Below are 16,298 nucleotides of genomic sequence, written 5' to 3' on the forward strand. Positions count from 1 at the left end.
CTCTCAGTCGTCGGCACTGACCGGCCCCTCGTCGGCCTGGGCGTCCCAGAGGTCCGCGTAGTCGCCGCCGGCGGCCAGGAGGTCGGTGTGTGTCCCCTGCTCGGCGAGTTCCCCGTCGTCGAGCACGACGATGCGGTCGGCGTCCTGGATCGTCGAGAGGCGGTGGGCGATGACGAAGGCCGTCCGGTCCTCGACGAGGCGCTCGATGCTCTCCTGGATGCGCTCCTCGGTCTCGGTGTCGACGTCGCTCGTGGCCTCGTCGAAGATGATGATCTCCGGATCGTTCAACAGCGCGCGGGCGATGGCGACACGCTGGCGCTGGCCCCCCGAGAGTTTGATCCCGCGCTCGCCGATCTGAGTGTCGTAGCCCTCGGGCAGGTCCTCGACGAAGGCGTGAGCCTCCGCGGCCCGGGCAGCCTCCCGGACGCGCTCGCGTGCGGCCTCGTCGCCGTCGGCCTCCCCGTCTAACACTGTCCGGTCGCCGTAGGCGATGTTCTCCGCGACGGTCCCCGAGAAGAGATACGGTTGCTGTTCGACGATGGCGATGTCGTCACGGAGCGACTGGAGCGCGTACTCGCGGACGTCGACCCCGTCGACCCGAACCGCGCCCGAATCCACGTCGTGGAACCTGGGGACGAGTTTCAGCAGCGTCGACTTCCCGGCACCGGTCGGGCCGGCCAGCCCGACGGTCGCGCCCGCCGGGACGGAAAGGGAGACGTTCCGAACGACCGGTCGGTCGTCATCGTAGCCGAAGGTCACGTCCTCGAAGTCGACGCGGCCATCGATGTCGTCGGGTCGATACGGGTCCTCGGGGTCGGTGATCGTCGGGGCCTGTCCCAGCAGGCCGAAGACACGTTCGGCGCTGGACTTGGCGAGTTGGTACTTGTTCGCCGACTTCCCGACCCGGCGCATCGGCGAGTAGAGCCGGCGGAGATAGAGGAAAAAGAGCGCGAAGGTCCCGGTCTGGAGGGCCGCTTCACCGGGCGCGCTCGTGACGAAATCCATCCCGGCGACGTAAAGGATGCCGACGAAGACGACCCCGGTCAGCAGCCGGAGCCCGGCGAAGAAGGCCCGCCGGATGCGCAGCGCGCCGACCTTCTCGTCGTGGTAGGTCTGGCTCTGCTCGGTGACACGCTTGCGCTCGAAGGCATAGCGGTCGAAGGCCTTGATGACCGGCGCGCCGCTGAGGTTGTTTTCCAGGCGAGTGTTGAGCCGCGAAACGGTCCGGCGGATCGACCGGTAGCGGGGTTCGATCCAGGTGAGGAAATAGCCGCTGGCGACGCCGATGATCGGGACCGGGGCCAGCGCGATCAGCGCCAGCGTCGGGGAGTGCCAGTAGAGGACGGCAGCGATCCCGCCGACCGTGGCGACCACGCGGATGAGCTGGCGGAACTCCGTGTTGAGAAACGACTCAAGCCGGTTGATGTCGCTGTTGAGGATCGACATCATCCCGCCGGTCTGGTGGTTGGCGAAGAAGTCCATCGAGAGGTGCTGGAGGTGGTCGTAGGTGTCGTCACGCAGGTCACGCTGGATCTTCTGTGCGGTCGATTGCAGGAGGTACCGCGAGACGAACCGCGTGACAGAACGGATCAGGTACGCCACGGCGGCGATAACGACGAGTCGCTGGAGGAAGGCGACGCGTGCCGCCTCCCCGGTGATGCTGCCGGTCGGGAGCAGCCCGGCCGTCGTCAACAGTCCGGGCTCGCCGCTGTTGAGGATCACCCGATCGATGGCGGCGGCGACGACGATGGGCGGAACGAGCCGGGCAAAGCGGGTACAGAACGCAGCGAGGATCCCAGCGAGCAGCCGGAGCCAGTACGGCGTCGCGTACCCGAAGAGGTTGACCATCGGATGCCCGTCGACGTTCTCGCGGACGCCCTCGAACCCACCGTGGTCCTCAGACATAGCCGTTGTTCCGGCCGCAGGCGGAAATATGCCGCGTTCGGCTCCGACGGGTTACACGTGGATGCAGCCTTCAGTGACCGGTCCGGCGGGAGTGGGCCGTGCGCCGTCGGCGACCCGAGCCGTCGTGACTGCGGCGGCCAGCGAGTCCAACGCGTCGTGGTTGTCGAGGTACTGGCGGCGGTGAGCGCCCACGAGGACGCTACAGTCCGAGATGGCGTCGACGTTGGCCCCACGCCGGTCGCGGGCGCCCTCGACGTTCTTGTACCCCTCGCGGTAACAGCCAAGCCAGCTGAAGGTCGCTGCGGGGTAGACCTCACAGACCCGCGTCGTCGTCTCTCCGGTCTCGTCTTGCATCGGCACGACGGCGGTGTCGGCCCGCTGGGCCAGCCGCCCCAGCACGTCCCGGACGCCGTAGAGGGTCATGCTGCGCGTGCGGTTGGTGTACGGACAGAGCGCCCCACGGCGGAGGTCGGTCTCCCGCCGGACGTCGCGTTTCTCGACGGCCATCTCGGCGGTCCGGCGACAGCGCTGGGAGAACGACCGCGGGTCGTTGGGACCCTCCGAGCCGCCGAGCCACTCCAACAGGCCCGTCCAACTGCCCCCACACTGGGCGTCTAACACCGTCTGGGGGAGGCTGAACGGGAAGTCCATCCCGACCGTCCCGATATCGTCGTCGGTGATCCGCTCGCGGAGGCCGGCGTGTGCGGCTTCGCGGTCGCTGCCCCAGCGGTCGCTCGCGCGGTAGCACTCGTCGACACGAAGCCCTCGCGGGGTGGGCGTCGCCTCGGTGACCCAGAGCGCGTCGCCGGCCGCGCTCGCGCCGCTGAAGTCGACCCCCAGTACGCCCTCGTTCATACCCACACGTTCACCGGCAGTGCCATGAACCTTCGGACCCGGTGTGGCGTCGGGGTGGATACCCGTCCGAAAGCGGTTTGTCCCCGACGAACCAACGAATCGGTATGCCCGCCACGATGGAAGTCGTCTGTACGGACGACGACTGCGAACTCGACATGTTCGAGCTGCATTACACGTACGATATGCCGGAGGATGTCGGGCTCGCCGACTTCGCCTGCCCGTACTGCGGGGGGGTCGACTGTCTCGAGGCGATCGAGCTATGATCCGCGAGCTCGGCGAAACCCTCGAAAACGCCGTCTTCGAGAACGTCGGCCGCGCCTCCTCGCGCGTCCAGGAGCGCAAGCCCCTGCCGGCGGATCTCCTGGAGTCCGACGACGCCTACCTCGTGGTGTTCGACGCACCGGGCGCGACCGCCTCCGACGTTCAGGTCCGATACGTCGACGACCGGGTGGAGGTCCGGATCGATCGGTTCCGTGACTTCCACGACGGGTTCGACATGCTGTTTCCCGGTCGCGGGCTGTCCCTGGACGGCTCGCTCACGCTGCCGGCCGACGCGGTCGTCGACGCCGAGGCCGCGACCGCGACGCTGAAAGCCGACGGGACGCTGCAGGTGACAGTCCCGAAAGTCGAAGCGGAAGACACCGCTCCCGAAGACGAGGAAGGAGCGACCGACGACCACGATTCCGACGAGGGCGACGACGGCGACGCCTGACCGGCCTCACCAGTCCCGCGTCGGGTCACCCAGCGGGTCGAACGCCTCGTCGCCGTCGAAGCGGGTCGGATCAGCCCGCGTGGCGAACTGTTCCGGGAGTGGCGACGCCGTTCCCAGAACGACGCTGGCGACGTGGTCGCCGACGGCCGGTGCCCACATCAGCCCGTGACCGTGCCACCCTGTCGCGACGGAACAGCCCTCGGCCACGGCACCGACCAGCGGATCGCGGTCCGGCGTCGCCGTACAGATCCCGGCCCACGACCGTGTCGCTGTCGGGGAGAGCGTCGTCGCGTCCGCAACCCGTTCGAGCGCGCCCGAGACGAACGACGGGTCCGCGTCGGGGTTCCAGTCTTCGGGGGTGGCCGCGTGTGCGCCGTCACCGACCAGCAGGCTCTCCGCCTGTGGCCGCCAGTAGAACTCCGCGGTCGCGTCGTACAGCGCGGGCAGCGTCGCCCCGACCGCGTCGGTCCGGAGCGCCTGTGCGCGATAGGTCTCCAGCGCGAGCGGGACGCCGATGGCCCCGACCAGCGGTGCCGTCGCGTGGCCGGCCGCGACGACGACCGCGTCCACCGTGTCGGTCCCGCTGGGCGTCTCGACCGTCCGGGGACCGGCCAGTGACACCTCGGTCCCGGTTCGAATCGCCGCCCCGGCGGCGCGGGCACGCTCGGCGAGAAACTCGACGGCCGCGTCCGGGTCCAGCAGCCCTGCGTCGGCCGCGATACCGGCGGTGACGACCGCCTCCGTGTCGAGCGCCGGGTAGCGGTCGGCCAACTCGGTGGGCGCGAGCCGCGAGACGGCCAGTCCGTGGGACTGCATCCGGTCGACCTGTCCATCGATAGCCGCGGCGTCGTCGGCGTCGCGAGCGAGCCAGACGTACGGGCAGTCGGTCAGGAGGCCCCACTCGCGGTACCGATCGATCGCGTGGCCCGCGACCGCCGCGTCCACCGGGTCGGCGAAGGCGTCGTAACAGATGCCGGCGGCCCGACCGGTCGTTCCACTCCCCAGCCGATCGCGTTCGTACAGCGTGACAGTCGCGCCTCGCTCCGCGAGCGATCCGGCGATAGCGAGACCGACGGCCCCACCGCCGACGACGGCCACCGTCATCGGTTCGGTCACTCCACCTCGTCACGGACCCGCGGCGGGAGGTCGTCGTCCGGGCCGGCGTAGCGATCCGGTTCGGCGGGCGCCCGCCAGTCGGTCCCGAGTTCGAGCAACTGGACGAGCATCCGTGCGGTGGCTCCCCACACCGTGTAGCCGTCGACGTAGAAGAAGTGCAACCGGATCTCCCCGTAGTGGGGGTGGTCACGCTGTTCGGACTCGTAGTTGTCCAGATCTGTCAGTGCCGCGACCGAGAGACAGACGATCTCGGCGACCTCCTGATCGTTCGGGACGTAGTCACGTTCGGGGATGCGAGCGACGAAGGGTCGCACCGAGTAGTGGGTGACCGTCCGGATGTCGTCGAGCCGTCCGACGACGTTTGCCGCACGCGGGTCCAGGCCGATCTCCTCGTTCGCCTCCCGTAACGCGGTCTGGAGGAGGTCGGCGTCCTCGGGCTCGCGACCGCCACCGGGAAAGGACATCTGCCCGGGATGGTCCTGAAGGTGATCCGCGCGTTTCGTGAAGAGGATCGACTCCTCGTCGCTACTGACGACCGGAGCGACGACGGCTGCCTCGCGCCGCTCGTCGTCGACGACCACCGGTTCGTGGTCTCCGATCCGGTCGAACTCCATACGCTCTGTGGGAAGCGGACGACAATAAGTCGGCTGGTCGACGGTGCCACTGGCCAGTCAGTCGCCGCTGAGAGCGTGGGCGTCCGTCGCCGGGAGACCGCCGTCCGCCTCGTAGGCATCCAGAAAGTCCGGAATCGTCGTCGTCTCCGCCCCGTCGGTACAGGGATAGACTCCCGCCAGTTCGTCGTCGTAGACGGCAAGCACCATCACCGGCAGCCGCAACACCCGATACGAGGTGCCCAACAGGGGAGAGACCTGTCGAGTCTCGAACGGCGGTTCGACGGTCACGCCGTGGTCACTCGCCCAGTCCCCGAACCGCTCGAACGTCGCGACGATCTCGTCGTGTGTGGTCTCACCGTCGAGCCGGATCTCGTCGGGCCAGGTCTCCACGTCGAACCCGTCGATCGCACCCTGGCTACGGAGCTGTCCCAGCCGATCGAGGACGGTCGTCCGCGTCCCACAGACCGGTTGCCGCGTCCACAGAGTCATCCTGACGGTCGTCCCGTCGTTCGCCGAGTCGATCGTCGACTGTTGGGGCATGTGTCGTGTGAACAAATACCTCAGAATATCCAATAACCGTTTCGTCTAGGCTGTTATAGGTGTTTGCACATCCACTAATACGTAGCACGGCGATTCGACCGACAGATACTGCGCTCAAGCGCTATCGAGCCGATCACGCGCGGCACCGAGATCGACCGCACCCCAGGCGTCGAGGTCGTAGCTCACGTCTAGAAGATCCGCGATCCGGTCCTCGTCGCCGGTGTCGATCGCCGCCGCCGCGTCGGCCCGGAACTGGCGTTCGACGGCCTCGACGACGCGGTCACGGGAGAGGTCCCGATCGGGAACGTCCATGATGTGTGGCAGGTCGCCGGCCCCGTCCGGAAGCGTCGGGAAGGCGGTCGGCCCGACGACGAGTACCTCCGCCTCCGCCTCGTCGGCGTCGACACCGACGAGATGGTACGACTCGACGGCGGCGTCGATCACGTCGTCGTATGCGGCGGGGTCCGTGTCCTCCCCGCGTTTGAACGCGAGTTCGGCACACGCCCGCCCGAGTTCCGCTCGGGAGAGCGCGTCGAAGAGGTCGACGATGCCGGCCAGTTCGTCGGCAGAGATGTCCATACGGACCGTCCGGACGCCGGTGGCTTCAGCGTTACCGAGCCGTCAGGCCTTCGCCCCGCTGGGGAGTCGTCCGTCGGCGTGTAACACGACCAGTGTCGTGAGAACGACCAGCAACGTGCCGGCCATCAACTGGAAGATAGTACCGAACGGAACGCCGTTGTCCAGGAGCACGCCGACGACCACGCTACCGGGTGCCTGGAAGACCATCATCCCGGCACCGTAGGCCGCGTAGGCGCTCGCCCGGTGACGATCCGGCAACGATCCCAGGAGGTAGGTGTCGACGGCCGGGAAGATACTGTGGATGACATACCCCGTGACGGCGGTGGCAACCGCCAGGGGCCAAAAGCCCGAGAGAGTCGGGAGAACGATAATGCAGCCGGTAAACGCCGCGAGGATCGTAAGCAGGTAGGGGATGTTCGGCAGGCGGTCGGCCAACCGGCCGCTGACGTAGAAGGCCGGGACGCCGGCACCGAAGGCGACCTGCAGCAGCGTCCGTCCGGTCGCTTCCGAGAGCCCCGTCGTCTTGATATAGGTGATATAGAAGTTGAACAACCCGTTCCAGATCATCGTCGTAAGTCCCAGGGCGACGACCGCAGTGAGGACGATCCGCCGCTGGGCGCTGATCGCGCCGATCACGTCCCGATCCTCGCTGCCGGCGTCGGGAAACTCGGTTCGGCGGGCCATCAGCGTGAAGACGACCGTCGTCGCGCCGGCGCCGACGGCCATCCACTGGAGGACGAACCGCCAGCTACCGAGCGAAAGCGCCAGACCGACCAGGCCGGGAGCGGCCAGAGCGGCGAGTTGGCTCGCGACGCCGTGTTGGCCCAGCGCCCGGCCGGGAGTCCTCGGAAAGAGTTCGCTGACGAGCGTGTTCGCGGCGACGATGTAGACCCCGCTTGCCAACCCCATCGTCAGCGCTCCGACGAGGAGCAACCGCGGCGTCGGGGCGAACAGGGTGAAGACAGTGCCGGCGGTCAACACGACGCCGGAGCCGAAGATCGCCTGTGCCCGGCTGATCCGGGTGAGCAGGAACCCAGTCGGGAGCCGCGGGACGGCGCTCCCGACCCAGACCATCGTCGCCAACAGCCCGAGCGTCGCGTTGCTGGCCCCGGTCGTCGCCCTGATCGGCTCGATCAACGGCGCGAAGACGACCCTCGCCAGGTTGATGAGAAAGACCAACCCGAGCAGCGATCCGAACACCGAACGGCGTGACACGTCCCCGCCTGGGCCACGGGGAGAGACAAACCTTCCGAATCCGCCGCGGGCTTTTTACTCCCCGGTGACAACCGCCCACACATGGACTCGGTCAGGAAAGCGCTGCGGGCCGGCGACGTCGAGAAGGACAACTACGGACGACTCTCCTGTACCGCCTGTGAGGAGACGCTGACGACCGACAACAACCCCGACGATATCGGGAAGGTCCGCCGCTGTCCCGAATGTGGCAGCGAGTGGAAGGAGCTGGGGTAGTCACTCGAAGACGGCGTCGAAGGCGTCCGCTCCGAGCGGTTCGTACCGGCCGGCATCGACGTTTTCCCTCGCGTGCTCGACCGATCCCGTCCCGACCAGCGACGAGGTAACGCCGGGAGCGCTGCGTGCGAAGTTGATCGCTCGCTGCGCGTCGGTCTCGCCCGCGAGCCGCGCGGCGACATCGTCGGGGATCGCGTCCGCGAGCTCCCCCTGCATGATCGAGGCGCTCGTGAACACGTCCAACCCCGCCTCGTGGGCGAACCACAGCGCCGACTGGGGACCGTCCGCCCCCTCGTGTGCCTCGACCGTGAACGCGTCGGCCATCCGGACGTTGAACGGGAGCTGGACTGCCCGGAAGTGGGTCGCAGCGTTGCCGGCGCTGTCGGCCGCTGTTCTGGCCCGTTCGACGACTTCCGGCAGGGAGAGGTAGCTGTCGTGGTCCCGTGGGACCCGGAACGCCTCCCAGGTCGCGACCCCGTAGTGCTCGATGTCGCCGGCCGCAGCCCGTTCCTCCAGCCGCTCGAAGGTCGCTTCGAGTCGGTCGTAGACCGCCTCACGGGAGTTGGCCGCCAGTTGTGTCTCCGGGTTGTGGACGTAGTAGAGATCGATCGTCTCCAGTCCCAGGTTCGACAGCGACCGATCGAGCTGGTCGTCGATAAACGCCGGCGTGAGACAGTGTTGACCCCGGACGAGGTCCTCGCGGTCGACGATTCCGGTGTCGAGATACGTCGACTGGACGAAGGCACCGGGATCGGCGGGCCGCTCGCCATCGAACGGGACGAACCCGCCCTTGGTCGCGACGACGACGGCCTCCCGGTCGACATCGGCGTCCGCGACGGCACGCCCGACGACCCGCTCGGAGCGCTGGTGGCGGTAGTTGATCGCCGTGTCGACGAGGTTGATCCCGCCTTCCAAGGCGGTGACGACAGCGTCGTGGTAGGCGTCGTCGCGCCCGTCGGTCGGGTCACCGAGGTACGTGCCGACGCCGATGCTGGAGACGACACCGTCCCCGAACCGTCGATAGAACGTCCGTGCGAAGTCGTCGTGGTCGTCCCGGTACGCCCAGGTCGCCTCCCGTGTTGCCATAGCGGTGCTTGGAGCCGGCGGCGCAAAAGGGTCGTCACTGCTGTCCGCTCATCGCGTCGAACAACTGCTCACGGAGTTCGTCACGGGAGATGCCGTTGCCCGGTCCGATCCCGTTCAGATGGTCGACAGACAGTTGTCCGCCACCCATCCGCGCGTGGCCACCGCCCTCCGCCATCGGTACGTCGTCGAGCACCGACTCGATGACTCGCCCGATGTGGACCCGGTCGTCCCGTGACCGCCCCGCCAGCCGGAGCGTCTTGTCGCTCTGACCGACGACGACGACCGCCGAGACACCCTCTAAGGTCTCCAGTTCGTCTGCGGCCTGCGGGATCGCATCGGAGTTCGATACCTCCCCGACGTCGCTGTATGCGTAGGGTGCCCGGACGTCACGGTTGGTGACCGCACGCGCTTTCACGTCGAGGACTTCGGCGTCGACCTGTGGGTTCGCGATGCGGTTGAGCAGATCCCCGTCGATCCCCTGATAGAGGAACGAAGCTGCCCGGAAATCGGCAGAGGAACAGCCGTTGGTCAGCGATCTGGTGTCGGACTGGATACCGTAGAGCATCCCGGTCGCGACGTGGGACGGAAGCATCTCGTCGGGAACGTCGGTCCCGTCGAACGTCCCGTCGCCAACACCCGTCTCGACCTCGTAGAACTCCCAGTCCAGTTCCGCGAAGTACTCGGCGAAGATGGTGGTACACGCGCCGTCGTCGGTCCGTACGTCGGTAAAGCGTGTCCCGGTCCCGTTGCCCGGATGATGGTCGACGACAGCGACGGGGTCGATGGTCTCGGCCCCCGGGAACCCCCGTGGCTCGTTGTGGTCGACGAGAACGATCTGTTCGGGACCGATCTCCCCGGCCGACTCGATCCGTTCGAACTCCAGGTCCAGGACCGTCTCGAAAGCACGGTTCTCCGGACGGCGGATCTCGCCCGGATACACCATCGTCGCCGCCGTGTCGACCGCGCCGGCGAGTTCGGCGACCGCGAGCGAACAGGACATCGCGTCCGGATCAGGGTTGGGATGCATGAGGACGGCGATCTCCTCGTAGTCGGCCAGAACAGCACGAAATCGGCCTGCCGGAGTCCGACAGAGGTGCCGCCAGATCAGCCAGCCCGCGAGCGCGAGCAACACGACGAGACAGACGACTGCCGCGGCGAGGACGGGCTGGTCTCTGACCGCTGCCACAGCGGCATCAGCCCGACCATCGAGCTGTGCCACCACTGGTGTCATACCACATACATCCCGCGGGACCAGATAAGAATGTTCCCCCGTCGCTACTCGAGGGAGGCCTCGACGGCCGCGTGGTATCCCTCACGGAAGGTCGGGAACGCGAACTCGTAGCCCAGTTCCCGCAACAGCGCGTTCGAGCAACGCTTGCTCGTCTGGATGCGTCGGCGGGCCGTCTCGGAGAGGTCGTCGTCGGCCAACCGTTCGGTTTTCGTCTGCTTGGGCGGGAACTCCACGTCACACTGTTCGGCGAGCCAGTCCGCGAAGGCCCACTTCTCGACGGGCTCGTCGTCGACGACCAGTACCGTCTCCGCCCGGTGGTCCTCCGTAAGCAGGAACCGGACGGCACCGGCCGCATCGTCCCGGTGGATCATGTTGAGATAGCCAGCCGTCACCGGCCCCGTTAGGTAGCGGTCCAACCGGTATCGGTCCGGACCGTAGAGCCCGGCGAAGCGGGCGACTGTCCCGTGGCCACCGTACTCTGCCGGCCGTTCACGGGCGACACGCTCGGCCTCCGCGAGGACCCGGGTCTTCTCCGTCTGAGGAGCGAGCGGCGTCGACTCGTCGACCCAATCGCCGTCGTGGTCGCCGTAGACGCCAGTACTGGACGTGTAGACGAGCCGTTCGGGCGGGTCCGAGCGGCTCCAGAACTGATCGATCACCGTCTCCAAGCCGTCGACGTACACCTCCCGGGCCGCCTCGGCACCGCGGCCTCCGGAACTGGCCGCGAAGACGAGCCAGTCGGCGTCCGGGACCGCATCCAGCGACGACGGGTCCGTGATATCGGCCTCGACCGCTTCCAGACCAGCCTCGGCGACCGCCTCAAGTCCCGCTTCGGACCGACGGACGCCGACGACCTCGTGTGCCGGCGTCAGCTGTCGCCCGAGTTCTAGCCCGACGTAGCCACAGCCGAGGATGACGACGCGTTCGGTCACTGTTTCCGGCTCTCGATGTACTGGTGGAGACGTGCGTACTCGGCGAGTGTCACCGGGTATCGCCCCTCGATCTTCTGCTGAATCTCTTTGGCGTCGAGTTCGCTGTCGATCCCGGAAGCCAGCGACTCGACGTCCATCACGGCCGTGGTCATCCCCATCAGGAGGATGTCGCGTGCCTCGGCTTCGATCGCTCCCGCGTCGGGCCTGTCCGGGTCCGTCGCCAGGACGGCCGCCGCGTCCGCGAGGGTCACGTCCGCCCCCTCGCCGTCTGCCAACGCCTCGATCACGGCCCGGTCCAGCCCCGTCTGCTCGGCGACAGTGTTGACACCGGCAGCGTCGACCGTCCCCGCCAGGACCGACTCGTAGGCCGCGAGCAACTCCCCCGGGGACTGCTCGGCCGCGTCCGGAAACTCCGCTCTGAGCATGGTGCGTGGTACGGACGGGGGGTATTAGTGGCTGTCACTCTCAGTCGCCCGCGTCCGGCCAGCCCGGCGAGCGTTCGACGGTGTTGCCGTCCTTGTCACCCACACCCCGTGGCTTGGGTGGGACCACGACGACGACTCCGGTCTCGGCTGCAAACGAGATCCGGTCGGCAGTCCCGAGCCGTTCGTCCCGTCCGTCGTCGTCGACGTCGATCGCGACGGCATCACCGTCTCGCGCGTAGGTCGTCATCCCGGCCGGGGCCGACGGTGGTCCCTGGTTCGCCGTGACCGCAAACCTCCCGTACTCGCCCCGAACCGAGACCCACCAGACGTTCGTCGTCGCGTACCACGGCATGACCGGCGGTGCGACCGGGAGGCCCGCGGGGAGCATGTCCGTCCCGAGTCGCTTCTTCGCGAGCTGTTCGGCCTGTAACTTCGTCGTCTCCGTGATCGCGGTCGTGATCGCCGTCTCGGCGACCGATCGGGTCGCCGACGCCGATTCGTTGACCAGCTTCGACTGCGGGCCGATACGCGGTTCGTTCCGTTCCTCGTGGAGGCGGGCGGAGAGCCTGAGGCGGAGCCAGTCGCGTTCCGACCGCGAGAGGTTCTGTCGACGCGCGGCGACGGTCCCAACGTGACGGGCTGCACGGCCGTCCGTCAGGGCCGCTGCCCGCTCGTGAGTCGTGTTCCACCGATCGAGTCCGTCGGCGACGATGGTCCTGCTCTCCTGTTCGCTCGCCGTCGTTTCGGTCGCGACGACGTCGACCATCTGGTCCGCGAGGTAACCGTTTATCAGTCTGACGTTGTTCTGGAGCCGGTCGCGCCGCGAGACGACGGTCGCGTTGACGGGCTGGAACGTGACGGTCGTCGTGTTCCGACTCGTCCCGTTGGTGGCGTTGCCCGAGACGGTCGTAGTGCGCCCGTTGTCGATCGTCGCGTTCGCTGCCCGAAGCGCCGTCGCAGCCGTCGAGAGCCGGGTCCGGTCGTTCGTCGCGAGGATCATACTCGTCAGTTCCGAGGCAGCGTTACCGTAGGGGAGCGTGAAGACGTTGATGTTCTCCGTGACGAGCGGGTGTTCGGTTCCGTTCAGCGCCGGATACTGTTTCTCGTTCAGTTTCGCTCGCGTCAGATACGGCGGGCGGGCGTCGACGCGCGTTCTGACTGGACCGGCGATTCCCTCCGGAACCGGGCGTGCTCGCGGTACCTTCGTCCGTCGGGCCGTCAACCCACGGCGGAGGTCCCGGATCGAACCACCCGTCCGTTGCTGTAGCTGGGAGTCGAACAGGTCCCGTCTACTCATGCGCTTTCGGTACTGGTCCGCAAGCCGTTTCTCGACCGCGTCCAGATACGCGATCCGGGCCGCAACTCGTGCGCGTTGTGCGGTACTGTTGTACGTCCTCGGCACGTTTTCCAGGGCCGAGCGACGGGCTTCCAGTCGTTCCAGAAGTCGGCCGGGCGGGTTCGTCTCGAACGTCCCGATCTTCCCCCGCTCGACTGTCACACTGATGTTCCGAACGCGTTCCCGAAGCCCCATCAGGTCACGGTACACCCACGACCGAAGACCCGGCGGGCGGTCCGCCCGGATCTCGACCGGTGCAGTCGAAACGCGGCCTGTCGCAGCACTGGCCACGATCGTGCTGTAGCCACCTGCATCCGTCACCAACCGCTGTTTGGCTTTCGACTCGACGTCCGCGAGGTTCGACCCGTTCAGCGGACTACCGCTCGGATCGTGGGCTGTCGAGATACCGTTTGCCGGGGCCACCGACTGACTATCGTGGCGCCCGACCAGTGCGACACCGACGCGGTAGCTGGCAGTCCGGTCGGTGACTGTCGTCCGTGTGGCCGAACCGTTGGTCCACTCGGCGGTTCGTCGGTACTGCACCTGGACTGTCCGAGCGACGCCGTCGAGCCGGTGCCAGCCCTGTGGTACCGACACCGCGCCACTGGCGTTTCGAACCGTCGTCGTGTCGGTCGTCCGGTCGTCGACGAGCGTCCAGTTCGCACCGGGAGACGCCGGCATCGACGGTTTGCCGCCTCTGAGTCGGCGGGTATCGGTCACGAGTCGTGCCTCGACACGGTAGGCGGCGGCTGTCGTAGCACGGAGTTTCGACGGGCCGGCGACGTCACGGAAGGCCCTGTCCGCGGTCTGGTTGATCCCGGTTCGCATACTCTCGGTGGGTTGCGGGGACTTCCAGTTCGCGTTGCCACGGCCGATATCGCTGGCCGGTGGCCGGTAGCTCGCCTGATCGAGCACTTTCTTCGTGATAACCGAGGGGTTGCTCCCGCCGATAACGTCCTCGATCCCAGTGACTGCGGTCGCCTCCGTCAGCGCCCGTCGTCCGGCCGGATCGCTCCGCCCGAACGTCGACCGCTGGACGCCGAGGAGGGCACCGTTGGCAGCCAACGAGACGTGGCGGTTGCCGACGACGTTCGAGATCGGGACGCCACCGTACTGGGCGTAGCCACGAACCCACGCCATCGGGTAGAGTCGAGCGGTGAGACGCCGATTGAAGCCAGGTTTGTCGAGACCGTTGTTCAGCCGTGCCTGGTAGGTCGAGACCTGCTCGTGGAGCGACAATACGGGCGTCGCGACCACGACTGTCGGCGAGACCTGCCGTCGCTCGACGACGTTGTCACCGCGTCGAACCCGGAGCGTGACGTTCTCGACGGTCGCCCGAAGCGCCGTCCCGTTGGGTCCGGCCGGTCGGATTTCGACACGGCGCTTTGCCGCCCGCAGCGAACTCGTGTTGGTCACGGGCGGGAGCGACGCGGTAGCGGTGACCCGCTCGCGTTCGTAGCCGACTCGTTCGAGGCGGTCCCGTACCTGGAGATACACTCTGATCCGCAGCGCGTCCCTGAACGGGGTCGAGCGGTTGAGCGCACGCCCGGCGGTGGTGTTTGCCGGCGTCACGACCGGGTTTGCGGCCGCTCGCTGGCCGGCCGTCGAGACACCGTCTCTGACTGCCGTCTGTGTCTCGGCGGTCGTCCGGTCGACAGCCCGCTCGATCGTCGTCTCGCTGACCGGGGGTCGTGTCGTCAGCGACGGTGCGAGTGTGAGACTGCTGACGAGCAACAACACGCCCAGCAGCGCGAACGGGATCCGCCCGCGGTCGTCCATCACGGCGACCACGTCCTGACGGTGACTCGAACGCGGTGTGTCTCGGTCGCCCGTGCCGCTGCGGTCGGCGAGCGGAACTGTGTTCGCATGTCGGCTTCGAGGAGTTCGGCGAGTGCGCCTGTCAGCTTCCGATTCAGTGTCGTGACGTTCGACTGGCCGAGAGCGAGCGGGGCGGCACCAGTAGCGTTGGCCGTCCGGTGGTATCGAGCGGCCGTCAGCACGTCGGCCGGATAGTCACCGTGGAGTGCGAGTCGGGTGCGTTCGGGCGGGAAGAGGCCGTCGACGACGGCCCGTGCGACGACGGTCGCGACTCCGTCGTACCCCGACGACCGGGCAGCCCTGAGGGCGGCCGCTGTCACGTTGTCCATCCCGCTCGGGACCGTCACCGATCCTGCTCGAACGGACGCGTCACGTGGCGGTTGCTCCCCGACGTGGTAGGTCCCGCCGATCGGCGCATCCCGGTAGGGCCGCCACCGGACCCGGACAGCCGTCAATCGCCGACGCTCCTGGAGTCGTCGCTGTGTCGTCGCCGACAGCGTTCGCTTGAAACCGATCCCGGAGCGTGAGAGCGACTGGCCGTTAACCGCGGCTGACCGCATGGCCCCGTCCCCCAGTAGCTCTGCGACCGTACCGTGTGCCGATCGCTGTCGGCGAGCGGTCCCGTTGGCGACCCAGGTCGGTGCCGAGTGGTCGGTCCCGAGACCGCGCGTCGAGAGGCTGTACTCGACGGTCGCAGTGCTGGTCGCGAGGAGTTCGGCGTCCTCGGCGGCCAGGTTACCGGTTCGGGGCTGTTCGGCCGCCGTCCCGCTCAGGACGACTGCCACTGCAGCACCGACGAACAGGAGGAACACTGTCGCGTCGACAGCAGTACTCACCGCGCGACTCATCGCCACACCGAGACACGGAGCGTCCCACGCTGGACGATGCCAGGGGAAGCACGGATACTCACTGATCGTCGGACACTGTCAGTGTTCGCCGGTGGTGCCGGCCCCGCGGCCCACGTTCGGTCAGCCCGGACTGTGACGTTTCCGGAGTACCCGTCGGGGACAGCAGACAGTGACTGAGCGAGTCCCGAGGGATCGAAGAGCCCGACCGTCGAGTGGTTCCGTTCGATCAGGTCCGCCGTCGGCGCGGCCCGGTTTCGCTCGGCCTGAGAACCGGCGAGTGCCTCGTCGATGACGCCCGCGTACAGGGCGATACCGGCCGTAACGGCGAACACCGCGACGAGTGCTGCCAGTGGCTCTGCAGTAGCTCTATCCGACAAGTGTGACATCCACATCCCCCCAAGCGACGTGCCGAGCGGTCAGCCGGTCCGGTGCGGACCACCAGCGCGTGTTCCGGGATCGGTTCCGAGCCTGGTCGATCGCCTGGTGGAACTCAGCCGGCGACGAGAACACCGTCTCCGGACCGGCTCCATCGAGGACTTGCCCGAGTCGACGATCCCCGGCCGGGATAGCCACCCGATGGAGCGTTGCGTGGCTCGTTCCCCCCTCGTTTTGCAACCCGAGTTGCCGGCCGTCGAGGGACCAGTACTGGGCACGAAGCGGTCGTCGTTCGACAGAGCCTGCCGGACTCGTCGTCACCTCGTCGACAGCCGCCGCTGTCGCCGTTGCCGCTGGTGGTGCGGTCGTCGGTGCCTGTGCGATCACAGTCAGGACGGCGACGCTCACCGCTCCGACGCCGGCCCAGAGCGTGACCGTATCGATCGGTGCGTCGAACAT

The 16,298-nt window shown here is 67.7% G+C and carries 18 protein-coding genes; 3 read left to right on the forward strand and 15 right to left on the reverse strand.

Annotated features, from left to right (window positions below):
* Positions 1 to 3 precede the first annotated feature (3 nt).
* Positions 4 to 1,905, reverse strand: a complete 1,902-nt coding sequence (locus P0204_RS06465; RefSeq protein WP_276222694.1) for an ABC transporter ATP-binding protein — start codon at positions 1,903 to 1,905, stop codon at positions 4 to 6.
* Positions 1,906 to 1,956: 51 nt separating this feature from the next.
* Positions 1,957 to 2,760 carry a DUF429 domain-containing protein gene (locus tag P0204_RS06470; RefSeq protein ID WP_276222696.1) on the reverse strand — a complete coding sequence of 268 codons (804 nt, stop codon included), beginning with the start codon at positions 2,758 to 2,760 and terminating at the stop codon, positions 1,957 to 1,959.
* A gap of 104 nt (positions 2,761 to 2,864) precedes the next feature.
* Here P0204_RS06470 and P0204_RS06475 point away from each other — a divergent pair, with 104 nt between their 5' ends.
* Entirely contained in the window at positions 2,865 to 3,023 is a 159-nt protein-coding gene (locus P0204_RS06475; RefSeq protein ID WP_276222699.1) for a DUF7559 family protein, read from the forward strand.
* On the forward strand, positions 3,020 to 3,472 hold the full coding sequence (locus P0204_RS06480; RefSeq protein WP_276222701.1) for an Hsp20/alpha crystallin family protein: 453 nt from the start codon (positions 3,020 to 3,022) through the stop codon (positions 3,470 to 3,472). The genes P0204_RS06475 and P0204_RS06480 overlap by 4 nt, the downstream gene beginning before the upstream one ends.
* Before the next feature lie 6 nt (positions 3,473 to 3,478).
* On the opposite strand, the gene P0204_RS06485 is transcribed toward P0204_RS06480, so the two are convergent.
* The 5 genes from P0204_RS06485 to P0204_RS06505 all read right to left on the reverse strand — a co-directional run bounded on the left by P0204_RS06485 (position 3,479) and on the right by P0204_RS06505 (position 7,500).
* A complete protein-coding gene (locus P0204_RS06485; protein ID WP_276222703.1) occupies positions 3,479 to 4,576 on the reverse strand; it encodes an NAD(P)/FAD-dependent oxidoreductase in 1,098 nt (365 codons plus the stop codon).
* Between the two features lie 8 nt (positions 4,577 to 4,584).
* Positions 4,585 to 5,202, reverse strand: a complete 618-nt coding sequence (locus P0204_RS06490; protein ID WP_276222705.1) for an NUDIX hydrolase — start codon at positions 5,200 to 5,202, stop codon at positions 4,585 to 4,587.
* A 57-nt stretch (positions 5,203 to 5,259) separates the two neighbouring features.
* The gene (locus P0204_RS06495) at positions 5,260 to 5,742 is read right to left on the reverse strand and encodes an HTH domain-containing protein (protein ID WP_276222707.1); all 483 of its coding nucleotides are present in this window, start codon (positions 5,740 to 5,742) and stop codon (positions 5,260 to 5,262) included.
* A 114-nt stretch (positions 5,743 to 5,856) separates the two neighbouring features.
* Entirely contained in the window at positions 5,857 to 6,321 is a 465-nt protein-coding gene (locus tag P0204_RS06500) for a DUF7109 family protein (RefSeq protein WP_276222709.1), read from the reverse strand.
* 42 nt (positions 6,322 to 6,363) lie between these two features.
* Positions 6,364 to 7,500 carry an MFS transporter gene (locus P0204_RS06505; protein ID WP_276223251.1) on the reverse strand — a complete coding sequence of 379 codons (1,137 nt, stop codon included), beginning with the start codon at positions 7,498 to 7,500 and terminating at the stop codon, positions 6,364 to 6,366.
* A gap of 117 nt (positions 7,501 to 7,617) precedes the next feature.
* Between P0204_RS06505 and P0204_RS06510 the strand changes: the two genes are divergently transcribed.
* Positions 7,618 to 7,788 (forward strand): HVO_0758 family zinc finger protein, encoded by a 171-nt coding sequence (locus P0204_RS06510; RefSeq protein ID WP_276222711.1) that lies wholly within the window; start codon positions 7,618 to 7,620, stop codon positions 7,786 to 7,788.
* Here P0204_RS06510 and P0204_RS06515 read toward each other — a convergent pair whose 3' ends face one another.
* From P0204_RS06515 to P0204_RS06550, 8 genes are read right to left on the reverse strand one after another with little or no spacing between them, the layout of a single operon-like run.
* Positions 7,789 to 8,874, reverse strand: coding sequence for an aldo/keto reductase (locus P0204_RS06515; RefSeq protein WP_276222713.1), 1,086 nt, complete (start codon positions 8,872 to 8,874; stop codon positions 7,789 to 7,791). It abuts the gene before it with no gap.
* Positions 8,875 to 8,908: 34 nt separating this feature from the next.
* A complete protein-coding gene (locus P0204_RS06520) occupies positions 8,909 to 10,105 on the reverse strand; it encodes a DHH family phosphoesterase (protein ID WP_276222715.1) in 1,197 nt (398 codons plus the stop codon).
* A 44-nt stretch (positions 10,106 to 10,149) separates the two neighbouring features.
* Positions 10,150 to 11,037 (reverse strand): SDR family oxidoreductase, encoded by an 888-nt coding sequence (locus P0204_RS06525; protein ID WP_276222717.1) that lies wholly within the window; start codon positions 11,035 to 11,037, stop codon positions 10,150 to 10,152.
* On the reverse strand, positions 11,034 to 11,462 hold the full coding sequence (locus P0204_RS06530) for a DUF5791 family protein (RefSeq protein WP_276222719.1): 429 nt from the start codon (positions 11,460 to 11,462) through the stop codon (positions 11,034 to 11,036). Before P0204_RS06530 ends, P0204_RS06525 begins: the two co-directional genes overlap by 4 nt.
* A gap of 40 nt (positions 11,463 to 11,502) precedes the next feature.
* Positions 11,503 to 14,577: a DUF7286 family protein gene (locus P0204_RS06535; RefSeq protein WP_276222720.1), complete on the reverse strand. Its 3,075-nt coding sequence runs from the start codon at positions 14,575 to 14,577 to the stop codon at positions 11,503 to 11,505.
* Entirely contained in the window at positions 14,577 to 15,464 is an 888-nt protein-coding gene (locus P0204_RS06540) for a DUF7284 family protein (RefSeq protein WP_276222722.1), read from the reverse strand. The genes P0204_RS06535 and P0204_RS06540 overlap by 1 nt, the downstream gene beginning before the upstream one ends.
* The gene (locus P0204_RS06545) at positions 15,461 to 15,850 is read right to left on the reverse strand and encodes a DUF7285 family protein (RefSeq protein ID WP_276222724.1); all 390 of its coding nucleotides are present in this window, start codon (positions 15,848 to 15,850) and stop codon (positions 15,461 to 15,463) included. The genes P0204_RS06540 and P0204_RS06545 overlap by 4 nt, the downstream gene beginning before the upstream one ends.
* A complete protein-coding gene (locus P0204_RS06550) occupies positions 15,831 to 16,298 on the reverse strand; it encodes a DUF7283 family protein (protein WP_276222726.1) in 468 nt (155 codons plus the stop codon). Before P0204_RS06550 ends, P0204_RS06545 begins: the two co-directional genes overlap by 20 nt.

Source organism: Haloarcula halophila (genome assembly GCF_029278565.1).
In the GTDB taxonomy this organism is placed as follows: domain Archaea; phylum Halobacteriota; class Halobacteria; order Halobacteriales; family Haloarculaceae; genus Haloarcula; species Haloarcula halophila.